The organism is Kluyvera genomosp. 3 (assembly GCF_011765685.1).
Lineage (GTDB): Bacteria > Pseudomonadota > Gammaproteobacteria > Enterobacterales > Enterobacteriaceae > Kluyvera > Kluyvera georgiana_A.
On sequence record NZ_CP050321.1, the window covers coordinates 200,711 to 222,018 of the forward strand.

Annotated in this window: 20 protein-coding genes; 5 read left to right on the top strand and 15 right to left on the bottom strand. The window is 48.7% G+C overall.

Features of this window, described 5'->3' with window-relative positions; all coding sequences use genetic code 11:
• Positions 1-44 precede the first annotated feature (44 nt).
• The 6 genes from glpX to gmk form a co-directional block, all read right to left on the bottom strand.
• On the bottom strand, positions 45-1,055 hold the full coding sequence (gene glpX / locus GY169_RS00975) for a class II fructose-bisphosphatase (protein ID WP_167574791.1): 1,011 nt from the start codon (positions 1,053-1,055) through the stop codon (positions 45-47).
• A 68-nt stretch (positions 1,056-1,123) separates the two neighbouring features.
• Positions 1,124-3,205: an ATP-dependent DNA helicase RecG gene (gene recG, locus GY169_RS00980; protein ID WP_167574792.1), complete on the bottom strand. Its 2,082-nt coding sequence runs from the start codon at positions 3,203-3,205 to the stop codon at positions 1,124-1,126.
• A gap of 5 nt (positions 3,206-3,210) precedes the next feature.
• Positions 3,211-3,900: a tRNA (guanosine(18)-2'-O)-methyltransferase TrmH gene (gene trmH / locus GY169_RS00985; RefSeq protein ID WP_167574793.1), complete on the bottom strand. Its 690-nt coding sequence runs from the start codon at positions 3,898-3,900 to the stop codon at positions 3,211-3,213.
• Positions 3,901-4,029: 129 nt separating this feature from the next.
• Positions 4,030-6,144, bottom strand: a complete 2,115-nt coding sequence (gene spoT, locus GY169_RS00990) for a bifunctional GTP diphosphokinase/guanosine-3',5'-bis pyrophosphate 3'-pyrophosphohydrolase (RefSeq protein WP_064540943.1) — start codon at positions 6,142-6,144, stop codon at positions 4,030-4,032.
• A gap of 18 nt (positions 6,145-6,162) precedes the next feature.
• Complete coding sequence (gene rpoZ, locus GY169_RS00995; protein WP_000135058.1) at positions 6,163-6,438, bottom strand: DNA-directed RNA polymerase subunit omega; 276 nt, start codon at positions 6,436-6,438, stop codon at positions 6,163-6,165.
• A 53-nt stretch (positions 6,439-6,491) separates the two neighbouring features.
• On the bottom strand, positions 6,492-7,115 hold the full coding sequence (gmk, locus tag GY169_RS01000; protein ID WP_163446945.1) for a guanylate kinase: 624 nt from the start codon (positions 7,113-7,115) through the stop codon (positions 6,492-6,494).
• A 257-nt stretch (positions 7,116-7,372) separates the two neighbouring features.
• On the opposite strand from gmk, the gene ligB reads away from it, so the two are divergent.
• On the top strand, positions 7,373-9,049 hold the full coding sequence (gene ligB, locus GY169_RS01005) for an NAD-dependent DNA ligase LigB (RefSeq protein ID WP_167574794.1): 1,677 nt from the start codon (positions 7,373-7,375) through the stop codon (positions 9,047-9,049).
• On the opposite strand, the gene GY169_RS01010 is transcribed toward ligB, so the two are convergent.
• The 4 genes from GY169_RS01010 to GY169_RS01025 form a co-directional block, all read right to left on the bottom strand.
• Positions 9,046-9,663 (bottom strand): trimeric intracellular cation channel family protein, encoded by a 618-nt coding sequence (locus GY169_RS01010; protein ID WP_163446949.1) that lies wholly within the window; start codon positions 9,661-9,663, stop codon positions 9,046-9,048. The two genes, ligB and GY169_RS01010, sit on opposite strands and share 4 nt — an antisense overlap.
• A gap of 235 nt (positions 9,664-9,898) precedes the next feature.
• On the bottom strand, positions 9,899-11,632 hold the full coding sequence (locus GY169_RS01015; protein ID WP_167574795.1) for a phosphoethanolamine transferase CptA: 1,734 nt from the start codon (positions 11,630-11,632) through the stop codon (positions 9,899-9,901).
• A 383-nt stretch (positions 11,633-12,015) separates the two neighbouring features.
• Complete coding sequence (locus tag GY169_RS01020) at positions 12,016-13,044, bottom strand: hypothetical protein (RefSeq protein ID WP_167574796.1); 1,029 nt, start codon at positions 13,042-13,044, stop codon at positions 12,016-12,018.
• Positions 13,045-13,194: 150 nt separating this feature from the next.
• On the bottom strand, positions 13,195-13,425 hold the full coding sequence (locus tag GY169_RS01025) for a helix-turn-helix transcriptional regulator (protein ID WP_071888053.1): 231 nt from the start codon (positions 13,423-13,425) through the stop codon (positions 13,195-13,197).
• 221 nt (positions 13,426-13,646) lie between these two features.
• On the opposite strand from GY169_RS01025, the gene GY169_RS01030 reads away from it, so the two are divergent.
• A complete protein-coding gene (locus tag GY169_RS01030; RefSeq protein ID WP_167574797.1) occupies positions 13,647-14,216 on the top strand; it encodes a hypothetical protein in 570 nt (189 codons plus the stop codon).
• Positions 14,217-14,256: 40 nt separating this feature from the next.
• On the opposite strand, the gene GY169_RS01035 is transcribed toward GY169_RS01030, so the two are convergent.
• On the bottom strand, positions 14,257-14,634 hold the full coding sequence (locus GY169_RS01035; protein ID WP_167574798.1) for a helix-turn-helix domain-containing protein: 378 nt from the start codon (positions 14,632-14,634) through the stop codon (positions 14,257-14,259).
• A gap of 262 nt (positions 14,635-14,896) precedes the next feature.
• Between GY169_RS01035 and GY169_RS01040 the strand changes: the two genes are divergently transcribed.
• The 3 genes from GY169_RS01040 to GY169_RS01050 all read left to right on the top strand — a co-directional run bounded on the left by GY169_RS01040 (position 14,897) and on the right by GY169_RS01050 (position 16,434).
• The gene (locus GY169_RS01040; RefSeq protein ID WP_167574799.1) at positions 14,897-15,460 is read left to right on the top strand and encodes a hypothetical protein; all 564 of its coding nucleotides are present in this window, start codon (positions 14,897-14,899) and stop codon (positions 15,458-15,460) included.
• A gap of 71 nt (positions 15,461-15,531) precedes the next feature.
• Entirely contained in the window at positions 15,532-16,020 is a 489-nt protein-coding gene (locus GY169_RS01045) for a hypothetical protein (protein ID WP_167574800.1), read from the top strand.
• Positions 16,021-16,074: 54 nt separating this feature from the next.
• Complete coding sequence (locus GY169_RS01050; protein ID WP_167574801.1) at positions 16,075-16,434, top strand: acyl-CoA dehydrogenase; 360 nt, start codon at positions 16,075-16,077, stop codon at positions 16,432-16,434.
• Between the two features lie 50 nt (positions 16,435-16,484).
• Here GY169_RS01050 and GY169_RS01055 read toward each other — a convergent pair whose 3' ends face one another.
• The 4 genes from GY169_RS01055 to GY169_RS01070 all read right to left on the bottom strand — a co-directional run bounded on the left by GY169_RS01055 (position 16,485) and on the right by GY169_RS01070 (position 21,028).
• The gene (locus tag GY169_RS01055) at positions 16,485-17,633 is read right to left on the bottom strand and encodes a hypothetical protein (RefSeq protein WP_167574802.1); all 1,149 of its coding nucleotides are present in this window, start codon (positions 17,631-17,633) and stop codon (positions 16,485-16,487) included.
• Positions 17,630-18,574 (bottom strand): hypothetical protein, encoded by a 945-nt coding sequence (locus tag GY169_RS01060; RefSeq protein WP_167574803.1) that lies wholly within the window; start codon positions 18,572-18,574, stop codon positions 17,630-17,632. The genes GY169_RS01055 and GY169_RS01060 overlap by 4 nt, the downstream gene beginning before the upstream one ends.
• Entirely contained in the window at positions 18,574-19,590 is a 1,017-nt protein-coding gene (locus GY169_RS01065) for a nucleoid-associated protein (protein ID WP_167574804.1), read from the bottom strand. Before GY169_RS01065 ends, GY169_RS01060 begins: the two co-directional genes overlap by 1 nt.
• Before the next feature lie 166 nt (positions 19,591-19,756).
• On the bottom strand, positions 19,757-21,028 hold the full coding sequence (locus GY169_RS01070) for a tyrosine-type recombinase/integrase (RefSeq protein ID WP_167574805.1): 1,272 nt from the start codon (positions 21,026-21,028) through the stop codon (positions 19,757-19,759).
• Between the last annotated feature and the right edge of the window lie 280 nt (positions 21,029-21,308).

The window sequence follows — 21,308 nt, forward strand, 5'->3', positions numbered from 1 at the left end:
ATTTCCAGCCCGAAAGGGCTGGAAAGCTCGATTGATCAAATGATTTAAAGAATGTGACGCTGGATTTCAGCGTCTTTGCGATCGAGATAGTGAATCGACTGAATGCGGCGAATGGTGCGCGATTTACCGCGGATCAGCAGCGTCTCGGTGGTGGCGATATTGCCCTTGCGGGTAATGCCGTCGAGCAGATCGCCCTTGGTGATGCCGGTGGCGGAGAAGATAACGTTATCGCTGCGCGCCATGTTGTCGAGCGTCAGCACGACACCCGCTTCAATGCCCATCGCCTTGCAGCGTTCCAGCTCATTTTCACCGATACGACGGTTCTCTTCGCTATCGCCCTTCACGTGATGACGGGCCAACAGGCGGCCATGCATATCGCCATCCAGCGCGCGAATCACCGCTGCGGAGACCACCCCTTCCGGCGCGCCGCCGATGCCGTACATCACGTCGACTTCGCTATCCGGCATGCAGGTCAGGATAGAGGCGGCAACGTCGCCGTCGGGAATCGCGAATACGCGCACACCCAGCTTTTGCAGCTCGACAATCACCTGGTCGTGACGCGGCTTGGCAAGAATGGTAACGGTTAACTCGGAAAGCGGCTTGTCCAGCGCACGGGCGACGTTGCGCAGGTTTTCTTCCAGCGGTTTGTTCAGATCGATGGCGCCTTTTGCGCCAGGGCCGACAATCAGCTTTTCCATGTACATGTCAGGGGCGTTGAGGAAGCAGCCTTTATCGCCAACGGCCAGCACTGCCAGGGCGTTGGCCTGGCCCATCGCCGTCATGCGGGTGCCTTCAATCGGATCGACGGCGATATCCACCGCGTCGCCGTTGCCGGTGCCGACGGACTCGCCGATGTAGAGCATTGGCGCTTCATCGATTTCGCCTTCGCCAATGACGATGGTGCCGTCAATGTTGACCTTGTTGAGCATAATACGCATGGCATTGACCGCTGCGCCGTCGGCGGTGTTCTTGTCGCCACGGCCCAGCCATTTGTAGCCTGCCAGCGCCGCCGCTTCGGTGACGCGCGAAAATTCGATTGCCAGTTCTCGTCTCATTACAAACTCGTCCAGGGAAGTAAAATTGTGCGAAGTTTAGCACAGCCCTTTTCGGGCTGTGGGTATGGCTACGCGTTGGAATAACGTTCGGTTTCCGGCATCCAGCGCTCAATCAGCGCATTGGCCTGCTGCGGATAACGGTCATGAATATGCCGCGCCAGGCGCTGAACTTCGGGGATCATGGCCTGATCGCGCAGCAGGTCGGCAACTTTAAATTCGGCGTTGCCAGTCTGACGGGTGCCGAGCAGTTCGCCGGGGCCGCGAATCTCGAGATCTTTCTGAGCAATCACGAAGCCGTCGTTGCTGTCGCGCAGTACCTGCAGGCGCATCTGCGCGGTTTTTGACAGCGGCGCTTTGTACAGCAGCACGCAGTGGGAGGCCACCGCGCCACGGCCTACGCGGCCTCTGAGCTGGTGCAACTGCGCCAGCCCCAGACGCTCCGGATTTTCGATAATCATCAGGCTGGCATTGGGCACATCGACGCCGACTTCAATCACCGTGGTGGCAATCAGCAAATGCAATTCGCCCTGTTTGAACGCCTGCATGACGGCCTGCTTCTCGGCGGGTTTCATTCGCCCGTGGACGAGGCCGATATTCAACTCCGGCAGCGCCAGCTTCAGCTCTTCGCAGGTGGCTTCCGCCGCCTGGGCCTCCAGCAGGTCAGACTCTTCAATCAGCGTGCACACCCAGTAGGCCTGACGGCCTTCGGTGGTGCAGGCGTTGCGTACGCGGTCGATAATATCGTGGCGGCGAGTATCGGGGATCGCGACGGTGGTGACCGGCGTGCGTCCCGGCGGCAGTTCGTCAATCACCGAGGTATCCAGATCGGCATAGGCGGTCATCGCCAGAGTGCGGGGAATTGGGGTCGCGGTCATGATCAGCTGATGTGGGTGGAAGCCCTGCTGTTGGCCTTTTTCCCACAACGCCAGACGCTGATGGACGCCAAAGCGGTGCTGTTCATCGATGATCACCAACGCCAGTCCGTTAAACTGCACCTGTTCCTGGAAGATGGCGTGGGTGCCGACAATCATCTGCACCTGACCGCTGGCAATGGCCTCCTGCTGTGCCTGACGCGCTTTACCTTTCTGTTTACCCGCCAGCCAGCCCACTTCAACGCCCAGCGGCGCAAACCAGCTGCGGAAGTTGTTGGCGTGCTGTTCGGCGAGCAGTTCGGTCGGCGCCATCAGCGCTACCTGCTTGCCGTGGGCGATGGCGCGTAGCGCGGCCAGTGCGGCAACCAGCGTTTTCCCGGAGCCGACGTCGCCCTGTACCAGGCGCATCATCGGCACATCCAGCGCCATGTCGTGTTCAATTTCCGCGGTGACGCGCGCCTGTGCCCCGGTAGGCTTAAACGGCAGCGCCGCCAGCAGCTTATCTTTCAGCGCATCGTTGGCGCTGAGCGGCTGAGCGTGGAAACGCTGCGCGCCCGCGCGCAAGGCCAGCATACTCAGGTTGTGCGCCAGTAGCTCTTCGAGGATTAGGCGTTGCTGCGCCGGGTGTTTACCGGTTTCTAAATCAGCAAGCTGGAGCGTCGGCGGTGGGCGATGCAGCGTACGCAGCGCTTCCGGCAGGCTCATCATGCCCTGTGCCAGTTCCGGCGGCAGCAGTTCGCTGATGGCGCAGGTATCCAGCAGATCCAGCGCCTGGTCGGTGAGTTTACGCAGCGTCGCCTGTTTGATGCCTTCGGTCGTGGGGTAGACCGGCGTTAAGGTCTCCTGCAAATCCGGTGTGCTGAGGTCACCCTGTACGCGGTATTCCGGGTGGATCATCTCCGCGCCGTACTTGCCGCGTTTGGCTTCACCATAGGCTAGCACCCGCCGCCCGGTGGCGAGGCTGTTTTTCATCGCCGCGTTGAAGTTGAAAAAGCGCATGGTCAGGATGCCGGTGCCGTCGCTAATCTGGCAGGTCATCATCCGGCGGCCGCCGAAGGTGATATTGCAGTTCAGGACTTCGCCTTCCACGGTCACGTAGATGCCGGGAAGCAGTTCACCGATAGGATAAAGTTGGGTGCGGTCTTCGTAGCGCAGCGGCAGGTGCAGGAGCAGATCCTGAATCGTGTGCAGACCAATTTTTGCCAGCCGGCTGCTCTGCGCGGCGCCAACGCCGGTCAACGTGTTGAGCGGAACGGCATCCAGCAGACGGCTTTGCATAACAGTTACTCCGAGGCCTGCATAGTGGACCACCACGTGGCATCGGCTTCAATTTCGCCTTGCTCGTTGACGTGGGGATAAGGGAGTCCTTTGCGTTTAGCGACGTTTGCCAGCACCGGGTAGCCGCCTTCAAACAACAGGCGCTGCTGTTCTTCGTCCGGTAGCATACTGTTTTCCCGGCGGTACATGCCGGCGTTCTGCCGCTGGCGCTGCGCTTCGTAGAGAATCAAGGCTGAAGCGACGGAGACGTTGAGCGACTGCACCATGCCGATCATCGGGATGATGATGTCCCGATCTGCGAGGGCTAATGCTTCCTGGGTGATACCGGTTTTTTCCTGACCCATCAGAATACAGGTCGGGCGGGTATAATCGATTTCACGGAAGTCGACCGCTTTATCGGACAGATGTGTCGCCAGAATCTGCATGCCCTGGCTTTTCAAATGCCCCACCGCATCGCCAATGGTGCGATGGGTCTTTACCTGCACCCAACTGTTGCTGCCCGCTGCTGCCGAGGCCATCGTGCGCATGCGGTTACCCGGCCAAACGGCGTGAACTTCGTGAACGCCTACAGCATCGGCGGTGCGAACGATCGCCGAGACATTATGAGGTTTGTGGACCTCCTCCATGCAGACCGTCAGGTCAGGCTGACGCCTGGCGAGCATCTCACGGATACGCGCATAACGCTGTAAGTTCATTTACACTTCATCCTTCAAATTGCCTCGGCGTTGGCCGCACTCATTCACCCCAGTCACGTACTGTTGTACGCTCCTGGGGACTCATTCGCTTGCCTCCTTGATGCAATTCGAATGATTTTGTGTAACAAGCTAGTTTCGGTTACGGGTGACTTTGATGACGTCCGGCATCACGCGGATTTTGCGCATGATATTCGCCAGATGCACGCGGTCGCGGGCAGTCAGGCGGATAAAGGCGCTGTATACGCGGCCGTCTTTCTCTTCCGTATTCAGGCTTTGAATGTTGGACGTCGCGGTATTGATGGCTGCCGTCAGGTTGGCCAGCGCCCCCTGATGGTTGAACATATCAACCTTAATCTCGGTGATAAATTCCTGCGCCGTCTCTTTGTCCCACTCAACCGCCATGAATTTCTCAGGTTCTTTCTGATAGCCGCGAATGTTGCGACAGGATTCATGGTGAATAACCAGCCCTTTACCCGGGCTGACGTGGGCGATGATCGGGTCGCCAGGGATCGGACGACAGCATTTCGCGAAGGTGATCAGTACGCCGTCTGCGCCTTTAATCGGCAGATGGGTATGCCCGGAGGCACCCGGTGCAGAAGGGATTGCTTCACCCTGCTGGAGGTTTTTCGCCACCACTACGCTCATGGCGTTGCCAAGGCCAATTTCGGCCAGCAGATCGTCAAGAGTGGCAAGACGCATACGGTCAAGTTCACGCTGAACATGATCCGGCGGGATTTCCGCGAGCTTGCGGCTACCGCCCAGCGCGTGGTTCAGCAGACGGCGACCCAGGCTGACGGAGTCGTCGCGCTTGAGGTTTTTCAGCATCTGGCGAATTTTGGCGCGCGCTTTCGAGCTGACGACAAAGTTGAGCCATGCCGCATTCGGACGTGCGCCCGGCGCGGTGATGATTTCGACCGTCTGGCCGCTGGAGAGCGGTTGCGACAGCGGGTAAGGCTGCCGGTCGACGCGCGCGCCCACGCAGGCATGACCGATATCGGTATGTACGGCGTAGGCGAAGTCCACCGGCGTCGCGCCAGCGGGCAGTTCGACAATGCGGCCTTCCGGGGTGAAAACGTAAATCTCATCCGGGAAGAGATCGGATTTAACGCTCTCGATAAATTCAAACGAGCTACCGGCGCTCTGCTGCAGTTCCAGCAGGCTTTGCATCCAGCGCTGGGCGCGAATTTGTGCGGTAGTACTGCTTTCGCCACCGTGCTCTTTATAAGCCCAGTGCGCGGCAACACCCATTTCTGCCATTTGATCCATGTCTTCGGTACGGATCTGGACTTCGACCGGGACACCGTGTGGCCCAATCATCGAGGTGTGCAGGGACTGATATCCGTTGGCCTTTGGAATCGCGATGTAGTCTTTTACGCGACCTGGGCGCGGCTTGTACAGGCTGTGCATCTGGCCCAGTACGCGATAGCAGGTATCCAGATCGTGGACGATAACGCGGAAGGCGTAGATATCCATGATCGAGTGAAAACGCTGCTCTTTCAGCACCATTTTGCAGTAGATAGAGTACAGATGCTTCTCGCGACCGCTAACGCGACACGGAATTCCCGCTTCCTGCAAACGCCCTTCAATTTCAGAAAGGATCTTCTGAATCATCTCTTTACGGTTACCGCGCGCGGCTTTCACCACCTCTTTAATGACGCGATAACGGTTGGGATACAGCGCTTCAAAGCCCAGCTCTTCGAGCTCGGTCTTGATGTGATGGATACCTAAACGGTGTGCCAGCGGGCTGTAAATTTCGAGGGTTTCACGGGCGATGCGGCGACGTTTGTCCGGGCGTAATGAGCCCAGCGTGCGCATGTTATGGGTACGGTCGGCAAGTTTGATGAGGATGACGCGGATATCCTGCACCATCGCCATAATCATTTTGCGAAAGTTTTCGGCCTGCGCCTCTTTCTTATCGCGGAACTTGAGTTTATCAAGTTTAGAGACCCCCTCTACCAGTTCAGCAACGCTTTTGCCAAACAGCTGCTCCATGTCCTGGTAGGTGGCAGGGGTATCTTCAATCACGTCGTGCAGCAGGGCGGCCATCAGCGTTTCATAGTCGAGCTTCATCTCGGCCAGAATGCAGGCTACCGCTACCGGGTGCGTGATATAGGGTTCACCGCTTGAACGTGTTTGCCCCTCGTGAGCGTCACGTGCAACGAGATAGGCCTGCCGAAGACGTTTAATCTGGTCTTCCGGCAGGTAATTTTGAATCAGCTGATTCAGGCTCTCAAACAGATACAAGGGCGACCCGCTATCTAATTAACGACGACCTTCAGCAATAGCGGTAACAGCTTGTAATTCAGCGGCTTCCTGCTCTTGCTGTTCCTGGCGCTCGCGCACGTCGAGGATCTGGTTGTTGATCAGACCTTCTTCGATTTCGCGCAGTGCGATCACGGTGGTTTTATCGTTTTCTTCCGGTACCAGCGGATCCTTGCCGCCTACCTGCATCTGACGAGCGCGACGCGCGGCGACCAGTACCAGGTCAAAACGGTTACCAATTTTCTCTACAGCGTCCTGAACAGTTACGCGTGCCATACTTTAATGCTCCACAGGTGAAGAAATGACTGGGCATGATACTGAAAGTGGGTTCAGTCTGCCAATAATTTGCTGATTAAAGCGTCATGTCGCTGCTTTTGGCGGCTCATACGCAGACGTTCAGCGCGGAGGATGGTCTTTAAATCACTCAGCGCGGTATCGAAATCATCATTGACGATGAGGTAATCATATTCCGCGTAATGACTCATTTCTGCAACTGCCTGAGCCATTCGTTTTGCGATGACTTCCTCGCTGTCCTGGCCACGGCCACGCAGGCGGCGGTCCAGTTCAATTTTAGACGGCGGCAGAATGAAGATGCTGCGCGCGCCCGGCATGCTTTTACGGATTTGCTGTGCGCCTTGCCAGTCGATATCCAGGAAGACATCAACGCCGGTCGCCAGGACCTGCTCGATAGCCTGACGCGAGGTGCCGTAATAGTTGCCAAAGACTTCTGCGTGTTCCAGAAACGCACCTTCGCCAATCATCGAACGGAATTCGTCGTGATTCACGAAGAAATAGTGTTCACCGTGCACTTCACCCGGACGCGGCGAGCGCGTGGTATGTGAAACAGAGACCTGGGAGTCATACAACGGTTGGGTTTTTAATAAAGCCTGAATCAGGCTGGATTTACCCGCGCCGCTAGGGGCGGAAACAATATAAAGCGTGCCTTGAGCCATGAGTGTCTTTTGTATGTGATGATCGAAAGAGAACTTACATACGAGCCTATTATACACGGCGGCGCTGCGCGACGTAGCCTTTGTCACACTTTTTGCGCCAGTTTCTTTCATTTTGCGAGTCGTTTTCCTGAATTATCCCCATGTTGCTGCAACGAATGCATTTTCCCTGAAGCCTGCTCGGGAAACGATACGCTCGTGCTCGCGTCCAGAAAACGGCTGCATTACAAACAGAGCCAGCGTACTGACGGGGAAAGCATATGAAGGCATGGATGATGGGCCTGGGGTGGCTGCTGGTTATGCAGGTGCAAGCCAGCTGTCCAGTCTGGTCTGCCGCGCGGGCCGAGCAAGAGATTGCGCAGCTACAGGGGCAAATAGCAAAGTGGAACGCCGATTACTGGCGGCAAGGCGCCAGCGGGGTGAGCGACGGCGTCTATGACCAGCTTACGGCTCGGCTCGCGCAGTGGCAGCATTGCTTTGGTGCGAAACCCGTAGAGAGCACGAGTTTGCCGCCATTACACGACGCGCTTAAGCATCCTGTCGCCCATACCGGAGTGCGAAAACTGGCGGATGCACGGGCTGTAGAGCAGTGGATGCAAGATAAAGCGGAACTGTGGGTGCAGCCAAAAGTTGATGGCGTTGCGGTAACGCTGGTTTATCGCCATGGGCAGCTTTACCAGGCGATTAGTCGGGGTGATGGTCTGGTGGGGGAAGACTGGACGGATAAGGTCAGACAGATACCGTCGTTGCCGAAAACGGTTCAGGGGGCTCTGGCAAACAGCGTTTTACAAGGCGAGATCTTTTTACGCGCCGAGGGGCACGTGCAGCGCAAAATGGGCGGCATGAACGCCCGTGCTAAGGTGGCGGGTATGTTAATGCGACAAGGCAAACGTGAGCCACTGTCGGCATTATCGCTGTTTATCTGGGCATGGCCGGATGGTCCGGCGGCGATGTCTGAACGGCTGGCGCAGCTGTCTGCGTCTGGATTTGAACTTGCCCAGCGCTACTCTCATCGTGTTTCTCGTGTTCAGGAGGTGGCGAACTGGCGCGAGCATTGGTTAACCACGCCGTTACCCTTTGCGACTGATGGCATTGTGATCCGGCAGGCTAAAGAGCCCGCGGGCGCGTACTGGCAGCCCACACAGGGAACCTGGGTGGCAGCATGGAAATACGAGCCGGTGACGCAGGTGGCGCAGGTGAACGGTATTCACTTTTCGATAGGGCGTAGCGGCAAGGTCTCGGTTGTCGCAGAGCTTGAACCGGTAAAGCTGGATGACAAGCTGGTGAGGCGGGTGAATGTGGGCTCCGTTGCACGCTGGCGACGTCTGGATTTCACCGTGGGCGATCAACTGCTGGTGAGCCTGGCAGGTCAGGGGATTCCCCGGCTGGATAGCGTGGTCTGGCGTGGGCAGGATCGAACAAAACCTAATCCTCCGCAGGGGGAATACCATTCGCTAACCTGTTATTTCCTCACGGATGGCTGTCGGGCACAGTTTCTGGCTCGCCTGAACTGGTTGTCTTCACCACAGGTTTTTAATCTGGAAGGTTTGGGAGAAGCTGGCTGGAGCAGGGTGATGATGGCGTTACCGTTCGACCATCTTTTTTCCTGGCTTGAATGGCAGGCGGCCCAACTAAAAGCGATACCGGGGATAGCGCCAGAACGCGGCGAACAGCTATGGCACCGTTTTGATATGACGCGGCGTCAGCCTTTTCGACTGTGGGTTAAGGCGTTGGGCGCGCCATTGCCCGAGACGGCGCTGCAGGCATCCGGCGATACTTCGTGGCAGCAAATTTCAGCGCGCGATGAGCTGGCCTGGCAAAAGCTACCGGGCATTGGGCGAGAGAGGGCCCGCCGCCTGGTGACCTTTTTCCACCACCCCACGATCGTTGCGCTTGCCGACAAGCTACATATGCTGGGCGTGGTGGGATTTGATTAGTGAGTTTCGTGGCGGTAGTGAAATACCGGCAGACCGAGCCGCAATCTCAGCGCCAGCATGCGGGCGGTAAAGCCGAACAGCAGCGTTGAAATCACCACCACATCGTGATTGCTGACGTAGTGCTGTAGCGCGACGTAAAGCACGGCGGCGGCAAAGGAGATGCCTGCGTAAAGTTCTTTCTGGAATACCAGCGGAATGCGTTTACAGAACATGTCGCGCAACACGCCGCCAAAGACCCCGGTAATGACTGCGGCAATCACGGCGATAATCGGGCCTTCACCCATATCCAGGGCGATTTGTGCACCGATGATAGAGAAAACGATAAGCCCCACGGCGTCCAGCACCAGAAACAGGCGACGCAGGTGCGGCATCACCGGCGCGACAATGGTCGTCAGCACAGCCGCAACGGCGACGGTGATGATGTATTCCGGATGCTGCACCCAGCCTAGCGGATAGTGACCCAGCAACATATCGCGTACGGAACCGCCGCCCAGCGCGGTGGCGGTGGCGATAATAATCACACCAAAGGTGTCCATACGGCGACGTCCGGCGGCCAGCGCGCCAGTCATGGCTTCAGCGGTGATACCAATCAGGTAGAGGATGTGCAGTAACATGTTTGCTCCTGGAATGAATGGCAGAAGGGTAGCGATTTGTGCGTGAGATCACGATTGAGATTTTCTAAGGAGAGTGAATTTTAATTACTAAAACTAATTTTAATTGATGTTCTTATCGCAGTGGTGTTGGGACATGTCGATTTTTATGATGAATTAATGCATTAAAAAATCTAATTAAAAACTTGCGCTGTCAACCGAAAACGGCCACTTCATGATGAAGTGGCCGGAAGATCGTTTACTGATTACCCGTTAGCTCGCCGTACGGCAGCGTATCGTAATCTTTCAGTGATTTTTTGTCGTACGGGTTGCCAATCCAGCGCGTACTTTCCTCAAACTGAGGGTTGGTTAGCGCACGCGTTGGGTCGAAACCGTCATAGCTCAGGCCTGCCAAATCTGACCAGGTGTGGATGAGCTCGGAGCTGCTGTATTTGCGGTTCACGTCCTGCGAGAAATCACGCGGATGCGCCTCATGCCACTTCTCCGATGTCCACAGCAGGAACGGAATGGTGTACATGTGGCGGGTCGGTTCTTTCTCATTACGCCCCTGAGTCTGATGCGGCGGCGTGTCATAGACCTCTTCCCCATGGTCAGAGAAGTACAGCAAGAAGCCATTAGGATCCGTCGCCTTGTAGTCTTTAATCAGCGTGGAAACGATATAGTCGTTATACAGGTTGGCGTTGTCATAGTTGTTGTACGTGTCCTGCTGATCCTGGCTTAAACCAGCCGGCATAGTGTCGGTTTTACCGGAGAATTTGTTCCAGTTTTCAGGGTAGCGGTACTCGTAGTTAATATGCGTACCCAGCAGGTGAACGATAATGAACTTTTTCGGCGCCGGGTCGGCCAGCACCTGCTTAAACGGCGCCAGCACGTTGGCATCGTATTCGCGGGCGCTTTGGGTGCGCTGCTGGTTCATATAGAACTGCTGGTCGGTCTGTTTCGAGAACACCGTCAACATGGTGTTGCGCGACGTCATCGTCTGCTGGTTGGTTATCCAGAAGGTTTTATAACCCGCCTGCTTCATCAGGTTCATCAGCGAGGGTTTGGTCAGATACAGGTCCGGGTTCTGCTCATTCGCGAAGGTCAGCGCCTGTTGCAGAATCTCAATTGTGTAGGGACGAGATGTGACCACATCGTTGAACACGGTAAAGTTGGGATCGGACTTACGTAGCGCGTCCAGTTCCGGCGTGGTTTCACGTGGATAGCCGTACAGGCTCATATGCCCACGCTGCGTTGACTCGCCGATCACCAGCACCAGCGTACGCGGCGCATCGCCGGTGCTGTCTTTTAAGTTCGCCAGCGGCGGCAGGGCGTGGTTGTCGTTGAGCAGTCGCGTCAGGCTATTGAGCTGGTGGTGATACTGGTAGTAACCGGTAATGAACTGCCATGGTGCGGCAGGAGCAAGGCGGGTTGATACGCCATCCAGCACATCGGCAACCGGTTTGTCCTTCATCACGACCCCAGTCACGAGCGGATGCAGGATCAGCCCGTACAGCAAGGCGAACGACACCAGCCAGCGCCATGGTGTTGGGATGTAAACCGGACGTAGACGTGTCCACAGGAAGATAGCGATCGCCGTATAGACCAACGCGACCAACACAATTTTGAGGCTAAAGTACTGGCTTAAGAATTCGCCCGCTTCGTTGGTGTTGGTTTCGAACATCACGAATAGAACGCTTTGCGAGAACTCTTGCCCGTAAATAACGTAATAGCTAATTGCCGCCAGCGAGGCAGCCCAGAGAATGATGCCAATCAGGGCGCCGATAATGCGGGTTTTTCGGGGAAAGAGGAATACAGGCACCAGCCATAACAAGCTAAAGAGAATGGAATCCCTTAGGCCAGTCGAGCCGCTATAACCTGTGGCGTAGATGACAATCTGCAATGCTGTTGAAAAGAAGCAAAAATACAATACGGCCCAGCCAAGGGCTTTCCAGCTGAAGGCTGGCGTACTCTGAGTAGTCGTGAATTGCATATGATTAACTTTATTTACGGTGAAGGCGGCCAGTCTAGCCACCAATGCTTAAGATATAATTAGATCGATATCAGGGCGTAAAAACAGATAGGCCTATTATCTGAAGGGATAAAGAGGTGGCGTGAATTATCTGAGTAATCACGTTCTGAAATACCGTATCTCTTCCATAATCACCCTTTCATGAAGGGGTGGCTCATCATGCAGCGGTGTACAAAAAAAAGAAACTACCTGAAATGAAAATGCCCACAATATTGCGGGCATTGATGTTTTGTATACTTTGGCGGGTTATTCTGGATCTGAATGTTGAGTAATGCTGTATATGCTTTGATTTATAAGAGTTTTGACTAATCGGTCTTTCGATTAGCTACACCCTTAAGTACACCTTAAGCAGATGCTATGTTGTATATGCTGCTTAATTGCTCAACGCAGCGTGGCCACTGATTCCAGAGCTCGCACTCATCGAATAGCACTGTTCTGTGTCGGGTTAGTAAGGCAGTCAAGCGCGAACGCCCTAGCTGTTGTCTGAGACTGGCTTTCAGCGCTATTACGCTGGGTTCTTTTGGGAGGGTAGCAAGATACCCGCTAGTAAGTAACTCCTTTCCTAAGCTGCTAGAGTAGACTTGAAATCGTTTGAACGGATTCTTCATCTCCAGGAGTTGGGAAAGCCCCAAGGCATTCTTTTTCTTACTAGTTGGTTTAGCGCCAGGCTTGTATCGAGCTTCGACACGCAAAAAGCGCTTATGCTCATCCAGATTGATATTAATAAGTTTGGCACGATCCTTCAGAATAAGTTTTCTGTCACGGCGTGCATTAACTTTTTCATAACAATGAATATGTAGAAGAGAGCGATTGCTGCCTATTCTTACTCCAGGTAATCCATTTTCAGTATCGTAATACGTGCTCTTCCCTGCATTTTTTAATCCCCATAGGTAATCATCTAGCTTGCAGTTATATATATCAAGAGCTACATCAATTCTTGTAACCCAAGCTCGAACCAGTAGCCGATAAAATATCTCACCTAAGTTGCCATTTATCCATGATACTAATTCATCTATTTTTACTTTCGTCATGTGTTGGGGATTAAAATCCAAACGTAGCCCTCCTGTATTAGGATGCTTCGGAACATAATCAATGTGCAATAGAACTGGAGAGTTCTTCTTTCTATTGTAAATATTTAGTGATTTGCGATAAGGTTTTTCCTTTTTGTTTTTAATGTATTCAACTCGATATGTCTTTTCACTCCGCTGATTCATTTTTTCCAGTTTACTATACACTTCCCTTTTATCCTCTTCAGGAAGAAAATCACTAACTACAGTTAACTTATCAATTCTTATTTTTAGGTTATGCCCGTCATTATCGCTACCGATATTTAAAGATTGGCATATATCTATATTGCTTCTGTGTAATAACATAACTATTCCTTCTCAGAATAGTGAGAGTTACAGCCCATATGAGGCCATAATCAGCATATGAATCAATATCAGTTATTACTCTCACTATTCATATCTATGTACATATAACGTGCTATTAGAGGGATGGGATTTTCTGATCCATAAACATCATCAAATTTTGGTTTCTGCTAACGGCACTTTTTGACGATTGGCAATCCATTGCAGTATTTCCTCTTCTCGCCATGCAACTGCACGCGAGGATTCGTTTGTGCTGGCTATTCCACCTGTAAGGCGTACAGGCTCAGGGAAGTGGCCTGCTTTTATCTGGCGATAGAGTGTTGCTCGTGAGAAGGCACAGTATTCAAGGACAGTTTTGAGTTTAATCAAACGTGAGGTGTGCATCGTAAAAGCCTGTTTGGTTTACGCATCCAGTTGATGCGGCCAGTCTTTACAGATTTTTGCGGGTGTAATTTTTTCATATAAATATCAACTAGTTGATGAGTACTCATTTGAGCGCAGACCAAATTTCCTTGATCTTCAAATCTGATGATCAGATTTTTGAGGGATGTTGTGTTAATCTGATGATCAGATCTAAAGGTGGTTTGATTCAGATAGGAAAAATCATGGTTAAGAAAAATGAAATTCGAGAAGAAGCAGAATTGGCTTATCGGCGTGAGAAGTACATTGAATATCAAAACAGACGCAAGGAAAAATTGGATAAGCTTGGAGATAAAAAGTTATCAATAAGACTCGATGACTTTCACTATGATAAGCTAATCGAATTATGTGAGACTCTAGGTTATCGTCGCCCAGAGAAAGGAAAATATAACCTTATAGAAACATACTCGGGAGTTATGAAGTATCTATTGAGAATTTCAGATTCTATAACAAAGTACATACCGAAAACAGAAGGCTCTCAGGAATTACTGCACTTACATCTACTTGTTAGTCATTTGAAATATGGACTAAATTTAAGCTATGAAGATATATTGAAAGAATTAAAAAACAAAGGGATTAAAACACCACTTTCATCGCTCGAAAATACAGTGAAATCAGTGAGGCGTGATGAACTTAGATCTTTAGATAACAAAACTATTAGACGTGATATATACAAGTTTGTTGAGGATATTTTAAACCTGGAAAAGGTCGTTCAGGAAATGATGGAATTAGATAAAAATGCCCCTCATTGCTGATTTACAAAAATTTGGTTGAAATAGCCATCAATTATTACTGCTATTTGGTGTATTTATCAAGAAACATAATCAATATGCGCCTTTGCTCATGTGTTAAGCGAGGCCATATATTATCAAGTCGACTCTTCAAGTCTGCATCTTTTACAGGAGCGAAATCCTGTTGTTTCTGGACATCATTTTCAAACGTCGCGAAGCAATCAATGAAAAACCAGCTAATCGGTGTGTTGAGCTTAACCGCGATGTTCACGAGGTGCGCTACGTTGATCTTGTTTGTTCCACGTTCATAACGAGAAAGCTGTTGGTGGGATATATCAACAAGCTCCGCTAAGTGCTGGGCTGTCATCCCCAGCTCTTTACGACGCATTTGAATGCGTTGGCCTACCTGTTTGTCTGCACTATCTGAGGGTAACTGGGCCATATACAGCTCTTCACTTCCTTAAAATGTCTATAGATGGAAGTTTGTGGCCTTTTTTCTCTTGTATGAACATCATCTATGGATTATAAATGAATTTTGCGCATCTATAGTCATTGTGGTGAAGGGAAGGAAGGAGAAGGGAGCAAGAGAGTGGATACCTCGTAATCTAACACTTTTGCGGTAACCAACTCCTTGAACTGAAGATGGGATCTTTTTGGTATGTCTATAACAAACTCATAAACGAATATCTTGTTTGGCGTGGCTGATGAAAAAACAGGAAGTATTGATTATTGAATCACGTAGTGATCAGGATATTTATGATGGCAGAGGTGAAGGAGAAACATTAAAGCGTATACTTCAATTACAGGGTATCAACGCCAAAAGCATTGAGGCTATTAATGAGAAAATGCTCATTAAAGCGTTAAAAGTCGCTCAAAGAGAAAACATAAAATATGTCCATATTAGTGCTCATGGATATAATGGCGGTTTTGCTCTAACAGATGACGCTATTATTACATGGCGAGATTTAGATCGACTTGCATGGCCGATATTAAAAGGGAAATGTATTTGTTTCTCAAGTTGCTCTGTTGGTAATGGCGCAGAAGAGTTATTTACCCTACACAAATCGTTCTGTAATGCGATTGTTGCCCCAACAAGAGATATTACCTGGGGGGAGGGCTTGGTGGCATACTCTGCATTTTACCATCGAGCGCAACTACGTGAAAAATCATCTATCCAGAATGTAAAAGTAATGAACCATGTTGTTGGGGCGGGGACGTTCAGGGTTATTGAGTCTCCCTATGTATCCCATATATATACAATTGGTTGATTAAATCATATGAAGTGTAAGTAAATCTAAGTTGTTTGACATAGATAATGTGAGTTAATTTGGGAGGAAACATGAATAATGAGCAAGATGAAATTAAGCATGAAGCGAACATTCATTCATGGCTATATGGTGTGGGGATAACTGGAGCTATTTCATTTATAGGGTATATCTTCACACCTATGGAAATACCGATTCGTTTAATCGTCAGTGTGTTAATTTTTTCACTGCTTTTATTTCCTATTGTGAAGGTGGTTTTTTATTTTATTTCGAGTGGCCTTAGATGTAAGGGTTGTAATGCTTCATATAGTATTAAACTAATAGATACTAAAAGAGAATTTTTATCAGCCATACCTAGGAGCAAAACTCAAAGCCTGGGCGTGGTTGGTGGGGATACAAGAGGCCCTCATTGTGGAAAGCAGGCAATTATAAAATCAACTTGGACAGAAGAACGATATAATATTACTAATGTTTATTCGTGTATTAAATGTGGCAATACCTACGATACTCAACGAATGGAAACACGAAAGCAAGGATATTCCAGTATAAAAATATATCGGTGATGATTTTTTGGGGAAATATTTTTTTAATTTTTAACAATATATAAAGGAGTAATAATGAAAAAGATTGTTCTAACTTTACTATTAGCCAGTAGTTTTTCCATGGCACATGCAGGTGAATACACTAAGCAAAATGGTGCTTTATCTTTGTCGACGGGGAATGGTACTGCTGAATTTAATATTAATGCCTCTCACGGTAATGCTTCTGGTGTTTGTAATATGGAGGGCGTTGCTAAATCTGTTGGTGTAGGTGCAGGGCAGCGAAATCGTTGGGTTTACAGCGACTCAACGAGTGCATGTGTGGCAGTGATTAGTGAATTGAAAGATGGTTCTGTCAATGTTATGACCCGTAGCTGCGAAAGCTATTGCGGTGTTTCTGCTGTTGGCTCAATGGATGGGCAGTACCAATATAATTAATCAATTAGGCAAGCATCATAAATTGTGATGATGCTTGCCCTTGCCATAGTTTAAGCGGCAGTTTTATCAGTAATCCGCTCTGCTACAATTTTCTCAAATTCAGTTTCTATAAGAAGACGTACTTGCTTACCAATTTCTGTACTTAGTTCTCTTTTTGCATCTGAGTTTACTTTGTGATCATGAGTGATCTTTAGAATTTCGAAAGTAAGTTCAGCATCATTTTTTGCTAAGTCACCTCTTGAAGGAGTACTAAAAAATAAACTGGCTTTAAATTCACCAGAATTTGCTGCGGAAGCAAAGCCGAACGTAACGTCCATTCTCTGTACATGATAATAATCATAATATTTTTCATCAGATATTAGGAAGATATCATTAAGTTTTTCGCCATCTATCTTCAGTCGTTTTACTGTATGCTTCATCCATGAAATTTGTGGATCGTCTGGAAGTGAAGGGCCTGAGGTATCCCGATTTATTTCCATATCGCTCACACTGCCCTTTTTAATAAATCTCCCGTGACCGCCTGTTAACCTTTTAAAGAAACGAACACGTTCAATATTTGTAAAACTGTCAAATGTAATTCTCCGCTCTTTTTCATTTTGAGTCACCCCTGATTCTTTAAGAGTTTTGGTTATTTGAGCGGTCATTCTTCTATTAACAATCTCTGTCTCTTTCGATGAATGTGTTGACGAAAAATCGAGCTTAAGATTGCCTCCTAGACGTTCAATAGCAACCTCGCCATCAAATCTTAGTTCCCTCTGAGTCCAGTCTTTACTAAAATCCTTACGAACTATTGAGAATGGAATTCGTACTTTATTTTTCCCATCAACAATGACGCCTGGACTATCTAAAACCTCAACGTTTTCGATGTTAGCGAATGGATTGAATTCACTTTCAAATAATTGCTTTAGCGGAGTTACCCAATCTGAAGCTGAATCAACCAAATCGAGTGAGGAAACTTTAACTTTAGGTTTTGAATCTCTATCAACTGATGCTTCAATTAAAGCTGAATAACCTGAGGGAGTTAGTAATGTAGCTGACAAAAGTGGAACTGTTATCGATTTATCATTACTCCCAGAAAAAATCCCTTTTGCCTTTAATGCTAAATGGATTTCACCGTATGAAATATGTTCGCTGTTGAGTAGTACACGAAGTTCAGATCCCAATGGGATAGTATAATTAGATTCCAGAATTTGCTTCATTGGGATTCCTCTTGGAGAAGATCAAGAATGGAGCGATTAAATGAAAATGGTATAATTTCTTCAGGGCGATTATGGAATGCGAGTCGAGCTTTTTGTACAGCTTCTTCATCGCGTGCCGGGTTGTAATCCGGCATGCCAATCTTTATATTAGTGATTAGTCCGGACGAAAAACTTAATCCATATGCCATTAAGTTTTTATAAGAGGTTGAATCGAAACTTTCGTTTGCATAAATAATTAGCTCTTTAATACCATCTTTATCCAATACAGCTGGAATTATATCTGAAGCTAAGAGTTCAAGTGGAAGTTCTTTACCTGTCCTCATTTCATCAACAGTTATCGATGTACCAATCCGAGGATAAAAGAACTGATAGTCTCCACCAGTTGAACGTTTACGTAAGTCATCAACTACCCTTAAAAGGAAAGTAGCTCTGCCATTGTCAATTACATAAAATGGAATATCTGTATCCAAATCCAGACGGGCTGGGGCAAGATCTGCTAAAATACTTTTCTCAATATTATCGTGATCATTATGGAACCAAATAAGAAGACCTGCGTGATATCTGTTCCTCTTTGCTTTGAAGTTAGTACCGATTTCTCGTAACGTGGAGTTGTATTTTGCACATTCAATGGTTTGATTAAGTTCTTTTATGTGGCTTTTAAACTGTGACCTTAATGTCCCTTCTTTTGGATAACTTCCAAGGGTGTTTTTATTTGAGACATGAACAAAATCAGTTCGATCATCATGGAAGGGATTATTGTAGAGATAGACTTGATCTTCTCCGTGGCTTTGACGTGCATTTCCCTCATCGTTTAGATGAGTTGGAGTATTACAACTGATGGCAATATTGTGAATTAAATGTTGCCAACCAATACGGTTTAGGAGCGCTTTGGCTAATGCTTCCCCAATTTCCCCTGATTTTTTTGACTTTTCACCAGCCATTACTTTGCCTCCTTCATTTGAATATCTACAACCGCACGATATCCGTTCTTAACGGGCTTTACGTCTATTGAATGGATCTTTGCATCTGGATTTGAAACGAGTAGACTGACTCCTTCTGCAATTCGTGCCTTCGTGACAATTTCTTTTGCAAATTTGGCAAGACGTTTGCTTTCAATTGGTATGCTGTCATCAAGTGAAACACCATATTTAAGACGAGTTCCATTCAGCAATTCATCAACTTCTTCATTGTTCAAATAGTTATTTGAAATTTTGCGAATGTCGGATAGAGATAGAGCATCCGTCTCGGTAAGTAATTCTTCTACTTGATGCGTGAATTCCAGTGCATTGCTCGGTGTTTCAACTCTATTAGATATCGCTTTAAGTAATGCACCAGCTATTTGTGCGGATTTTTGAGGTGTTTGGCTTGGTGCTACTTTAAGAAAGTTTTCTATCCAATACTTTGTTTTTTGTCCTAAGTTATCGATCGCAAATACTTTCAGGCCATTAGAGATAATGACAGCACCTTTCTGGACTTTACTAAGAGATATTCCAACCCTCTCAATTACTTGGATCTCTCCTTTCTCTTCCCCAACATCTAGGTAATCATCCTTTCCTTCAACTTTGTATAGACCAAGGGCTTGTAGTGATTGATCTTCAGACCTAATACCGTCAAATAAAATCACAAGGAATTCACCGCCACCAATATTCTGATGGCCTGAGCAACTATATAGGTGTTTTGCTATCGCATCACTGCTTTCTTTGAATGCATTTGAAGTTTTGAAAACGTTATCGGCATAATGATTGATAGTGTTCAAGGAAACATCTGATTCATGTGTCAAGCTGTACTCTTGACCTTTTCTGACTACAGGAGCAAGGAAATCCCTTATCAGTAGTTCGTCGAGTGTGCTTGAACGGTGACACTCTGCCTGTGATAGATGAAATCCCTCGTCTCTGAGTTTATTCCCAACACGGTGGACAATGACTTTAGCTACTTTAGCTGAACTAATATCTATCATTTACTCTCCCTGAATTTAAATGTATCAGTTCATAACTGATTGATAGTAAACACTTATCTCAAGTCGGATATTGTTAATACAACGTTGGATTACTGGCTTGTAATCCAGAAAAGCAGTTGAAGCCAGAACCAGCTTGAAGGTTTGCAAGTTAATTTGCATCCAACATTTATGATGATAATGAGCTACTTTTCTTCAAGGGTGTTACGTTGTAGTCATTACCTTTCTCCAACGAAACTAGCATGTTAGCCCACAAATCCAAAGCTCGCTTCCTCTCATCGAAATACTCATAGCGGTTGTATATCCCCTCAACACCTTTAATTCTGTGATTTAGGCAACGTTCTGCAACTACTGGATCGACTCCCAGCGCAGCCAAGTGCGATCGTGCGGTACGTCGAAAATCATGAATAGTAAAATTAGGCACATCAGGTAGATTGCCCCTTACCTTGCTCAACGCAACGGGCAATGTGCTTTCTTGTATGTGAGGGATCATTCGGTGCTGCATCTTTCTTGCTGGAAGAACCCACTGACTATTGCAGGACATCTGATGCAGTTCTTTCAACCATTCAAGCGCAGGTGCAGGGATAGGAATGTCGATCGCATCACCATTCTTAACTCGTTCTGCGGGTAAGTGCCAGACCGCTTCATCAAGATCGAACTCCTCCCAACGCGCACCGCAAAGCTCCATTTTGCGGCAGCAAAAAACCAGCAGAAGCTTCATTGTCAGCTCGTTTTGACGTGAGAAACCTTTTGTCATGGGCATAGCCTGAAAGAGCTTCATCAATTCCTCACGGCTCAGCCAGCGTTCTCTGCTTTGCTCCTGCCCACCAGCATCCGAGATTTCAAAAGAACTAGTAGGGTTGTTTTCAAGCATATGTCGCTTGATACCGAAATCAAAAATACGGCGAGTCCAGCGAAGAACGTCATTAGCAACTGTCGGCGCACCACGTTGGACGATTTTTTGCAGCATATCGTCGATATGCCAAGCTTTAACATCTTCGATTCTGAAATGCCCGATATTAGGGTTGATGTCTTTGTCTATGCGACGACGCAGAATGTCAGGGTGCTTCCACCGGTTGAGGATCTGACGCTCAAAGTATTCCGCAGCTAGTTCTGAAACACGGAGCGCATGTTTCTCTTCTTCCATCTTCTTTAACGCTTCAGCTTTACGTTCCTGCTTCTCTCCTGCTACGTCATGCCCCAGAGCGACACGGGCAGAAAGCTCTTTAGCAATTTCCCGAGCTTTCGAGAGCGAAATGCTGGAGTAATAGCCAATCAGCATAACTCTGGCTTTGCCAGCCATTTTGTAGCGAAATCGCCAGAATGGGGCGCTATAAGTCACTGGAAAACAGATGTATAGCCCATTCCCGTCAGAGCGACCCGCAAAGTGCTCATTGTTTCTAATCCATGTACGGATTTGTATGTCTGTCAGTTTTCCCATATGTCTCTCATCATCAGAGGGGGTGTACTTAAGCGTGTGTACTTAAATCTGAATAAGTACACCTTTAAGTACACGCAGAACACGCGCTGTAGTGATACGATATGAGACTATATAAAACAAAAAAGGCCATGATTTACAATGGCCTTTTCATCCTGACGTGACTTAGTGAGACTACGCGAGATCGCGTGAAACGTTACTCGATGTTCTGGATCTGCTCGCGCATTTGCTCGATCAGCACTTTCAGCTCGATAGCTGAATTTGTGACATCGGCATTAATTGA

Excerpts from the sequence above, each read along its gene's own strand:
- trmH (WP_167574793.1), bottom strand. The coding sequence starts at position 3,900 with ATGAACTTACAGCGTTATGCGCGTATCCGTGAGATGCTCGCCAGGCGT.
- rpoZ (WP_000135058.1), bottom strand. The coding sequence starts at position 6,438 with ATGGCACGCGTAACTGTTCAGGACGCTGTAGAGAAAATTGGTAACCGT.
- GY169_RS01020 (WP_167574796.1), bottom strand. The coding sequence starts at position 13,044 with ATGTTATTACACAGAAGCAATATAGATATATGCCAATCTTTAAATATC.
- GY169_RS01010 (WP_163446949.1), bottom strand. The coding sequence starts at position 9,663 with ATGTTACTGCACATCCTCTACCTGATTGGTATCACCGCTGAAGCCATG.
- GY169_RS01060 (WP_167574803.1), bottom strand. The coding sequence starts at position 18,574 with ATGGCTGGTGAAAAGTCAAAAAAATCAGGGGAAATTGGGGAAGCATTA.
- recG (WP_167574792.1), bottom strand. The coding sequence starts at position 3,205 with ATGCAAAGCCGTCTGCTGGATGCCGTTCCGCTCAACACGTTGACCGGC.
- GY169_RS01030 (WP_167574797.1), top strand. The coding sequence starts at position 13,647 with ATGGTTAAGAAAAATGAAATTCGAGAAGAAGCAGAATTGGCTTATCGG.
- GY169_RS01015 (WP_167574795.1), bottom strand. The coding sequence starts at position 11,632 with ATGCAATTCACGACTACTCAGAGTACGCCAGCCTTCAGCTGGAAAGCC.
- GY169_RS01025 (WP_071888053.1), bottom strand. The coding sequence starts at position 13,425 with ATGCACACCTCACGTTTGATTAAACTCAAAACTGTCCTTGAATACTGT.
- GY169_RS01070 (WP_167574805.1), bottom strand. The coding sequence starts at position 21,028 with ATGGGAAAACTGACAGACATACAAATCCGTACATGGATTAGAAACAAT.
- GY169_RS01035 (WP_167574798.1), bottom strand. The coding sequence starts at position 14,634 with ATGGCCCAGTTACCCTCAGATAGTGCAGACAAACAGGTAGGCCAACGC.
- GY169_RS01040 (WP_167574799.1), top strand. The coding sequence starts at position 14,897 with ATGAAAAAACAGGAAGTATTGATTATTGAATCACGTAGTGATCAGGAT.
- GY169_RS01065 (WP_167574804.1), bottom strand. The coding sequence starts at position 19,590 with ATGATAGATATTAGTTCAGCTAAAGTAGCTAAAGTCATTGTCCACCGT.
- ligB (WP_167574794.1), top strand. The coding sequence starts at position 7,373 with ATGAAGGCATGGATGATGGGCCTGGGGTGGCTGCTGGTTATGCAGGTG.
- GY169_RS01055 (WP_167574802.1), bottom strand. The coding sequence starts at position 17,633 with ATGAAGCAAATTCTGGAATCTAATTATACTATCCCATTGGGATCTGAA.
- gmk (WP_163446945.1), bottom strand. The coding sequence starts at position 7,115 with ATGGCTCAAGGCACGCTTTATATTGTTTCCGCCCCTAGCGGCGCGGGT.
- GY169_RS01045 (WP_167574800.1), top strand. The coding sequence starts at position 15,532 with ATGAATAATGAGCAAGATGAAATTAAGCATGAAGCGAACATTCATTCA.
- glpX (WP_167574791.1), bottom strand. The coding sequence starts at position 1,055 with ATGAGACGAGAACTGGCAATCGAATTTTCGCGCGTCACCGAAGCGGCG.
- GY169_RS01050 (WP_167574801.1), top strand. The coding sequence starts at position 16,075 with ATGAAAAAGATTGTTCTAACTTTACTATTAGCCAGTAGTTTTTCCATG.